The sequence below is a fragment of the Nonomuraea lactucae genome (assembly GCF_003313395.1).
GTDB classification, from domain to species: Bacteria; Actinomycetota; Actinomycetes; order Streptosporangiales; family Streptosporangiaceae; genus Nonomuraea; species Nonomuraea lactucae.
Window position 1 is genome coordinate 1 of sequence record NZ_QNFZ01000624.1, and the last position, 2500, is coordinate 2500.

A 2500-nucleotide genomic window follows, 5' to 3' on the forward strand; every position below is an offset into this window, starting at 1 on the left:
CCGCGCTCGGCTGGGCGCTGGGCCGGGCGCTCGGATCGGCGCTCGAGGCGGCGCTGGGGGTGGCGGTCCGGTCGTCCGTGGCGCGCGGGGCGCCCTTGACGGTGAACGGGACCTCTCCCTCGATCGGGTGGCCGTCGGAGGAGACGACGCGGTACGCGATCGTGTAGGACCCGTCGGGGAGCGTGCCCTTGAGCCGCTGCCGCACCACCTTGCCGTCGAGCGAGGGCCTGCCTGCCTGGTGCTGGGCGTCGCCCGCGCCGCGCACGACGACGAACGGCATGCGCACCCTGCCGGTGAACTCCAGCATGACCTCGTCCACGGTCCTGACCGTGGCGTCCTTGGCGGGGTCGCTGCGCTTGAGCGAGTCGTGCGCCAGCGCCGGAGCGGCCGTGCCCAGCACGAGAAGGGCGGAGAGGAACGCGGTGAGCGCCGCGAGAAGGGATCTCTTCATGACATCCCCAAGGCTACCGACGCCACCGCCTGGTCCCTCCCCCGCTACAACCCCACGCAGGCCAGGGCACGCCGGTAGGCCTCCGCCGCGCTGTCGGCGTCGCCGAGCTGCTCCATGGTCTCGGCCGCGGCGTACCAGGTGCCCGCGGCGCGCCGGGAGTCGGGCAGCGGCGTGAGCCAGTCGCGCACCGCGCCGAGCTCGCGCTGGGCGTCCGTCAGCAGTCCCAGGCCGCCGTAGGCGCGGCTGAGCAGCAGGTGGGCCTCGGCCTCCAGGGCCCGCGCGGTGGTCGGCAGCAGCTCCTGACCGGCGCGGCCGTGGCGGACCGCCTGCTCCAGGTTGCCCGCCGTGATCTCGGCGCGGGCCAGCTCCACCTGGGTGTTGGCGCGGTCGAGGGTGCTCGCCGAGGTCTGCGCGAGCTCCTCGTCGGCCCGCAGCAGGACGCTCCGGATCTCGTCGACGGCCTCGGGGCGGACGCGGAGCTTCAGGGTCGCGCACGCAACCCGGGTGCGGGCCAGGCTGCGCGGCTGGCCGTTCTCCGACTGGATGGCCAAGGCGCGCTCGGCGAAGGCCAGCGACTCCTCACCGTGGCCGGTGCTCTCGGCGACGACGGCGGCGTTCCAGCTGGCGGCGACGATCGAGCGGGGCGTGTTGAGTATGTCGGCCGCGTTGAGCAGCTCGGCGGCGAACTGGCGGGCGCGCAGCAGGTCGCCGCTGTGCAGGTAGGCGGTGAGCAGGGTGGCGCCGAGCTCGACCAGCCCGTCGGTCCAGGTCGGCCGGGCCGAGCCGCCGAGGATGGCCTCGCCGACCTTGATCGCCTCGCTCAGCCGGTCGCTCTGCCGGTAGACCCGGCACAGGGCGATGGCGATGTCGATCTGCCGCTCGGGGCTGAGGTCCTCGAGCTGGAGGCGGCGGAGCGTGGCGACGGCCTCGTCAAGCTCGCCGCACGCCTCCATCGCCAGCGCCAGCCCGTACTCGGTGTCTTGACGCAGCGATGTGAGACCTGCGAGGTTATGGTTCGCCAGCAGCTCCGCGAAACGGGTGCGGGCTTCCTGGACCTCACCGTTCTCGAGTGCCAGCCTCGCGTAGCCGAGCGAGAGCTCGATGTCCTCCATCTGCTCGGCGGTCACGCCGTTGAGAAGATATGACAGCGAGCAGTCCAGCTTTTGAGCCAGCAATTCGAGGACGGCGGGGGTCGGAGTACGCTTGCCGCTCTCGATCAGGGAGACGTAGCTGTCCGACAACTCGGGGTGCGCGAGCTGCGCCTGTGACAGGCCACGTTGCCGTCTTACCGTCTTAATACGGAGTCCGATCAGGTCAGATGTGGTCACAGCTGCCGCTCCCTGAGATGATTATGTCCGAACAACTCATAGGCGAGGGAGAACCCCCATGCGCACGCGCATTGCCCTGTCCGTACTCGCTGCCTTCATGACGGCAATTGTGACCGTCGGTGGCAATGCTACGGCGGCCGGAGCCGACCCGTCTCCTCCCAAGCCGTCTCCGGTCGGGAATTCTTTGGAAGTGCCCAGCTGCTGCTAGTTCGCGGTTGTTCGCCCTGATGGGCGCGGGCACCGTACCTTGACGGGCCCGACCGATGCCGCCCGCCGCACCGTGGCGGCATCGGTGCCCGGTCAGCCCGCCCGCAGGGCCAGGAAGAAGTCGACGCGGTCGGCCATGGCCGACAGGTCGCGGCCGGTCAGCTCCTCCACTCGCCTGATCCGATAGCGCACCGTGTTGACGTGCAGGTGCATCCGCCTGGCGCAGACGTTCCACGAGCCCGAGCAGTCGAGGAACGTGCCGAGGGTGCGCACCAGATCCGACTGGTGCCGCCGGTCGTAGTCGATGAGCGGCGCCAGCACCCGGGCGGCGAACGACCGGCGGACGTCCCGCGGCACCGTGGCGAGCAGCAGCGCGTGCGTGTAGATCTCGTCGCTGGTGACCACGCCGCCCGCGCGGGCCTCGGCCAGCCGCCGGGCGTGACCGGCCTCCTCGATGCCGCCCCTGATGGCGGCGGCGCCGGTCAGCGCGCCGCTGAGCCCCACGCAGACGCGG

Annotated in this window: 3 protein-coding genes; all 3 read right to left on the minus strand. The window is 71.5% G+C overall.

Going from position 1 to position 2500, the window contains the following annotated elements:
• Positions 1-451, minus strand: a 451-nt coding sequence (locus tag DQW85_RS24405) for a copper resistance CopC family protein (protein ID WP_162795330.1), incomplete at its 3' end; no start/stop codon positions are given.
• 44 nt (positions 452-495) lie between these two features.
• Positions 496-1779: a helix-turn-helix domain-containing protein gene (locus tag DQW85_RS24410; protein ID WP_113702358.1), complete on the minus strand. Its 1284-nt coding sequence runs from the start codon at positions 1777-1779 to the stop codon at positions 496-498.
• Positions 1780-2079: 300 nt separating this feature from the next.
• On the minus strand, positions 2080-2500 hold a 421-nt coding region (locus tag DQW85_RS24415), incomplete at its 5' end, for a PucR family transcriptional regulator (RefSeq protein WP_205315372.1).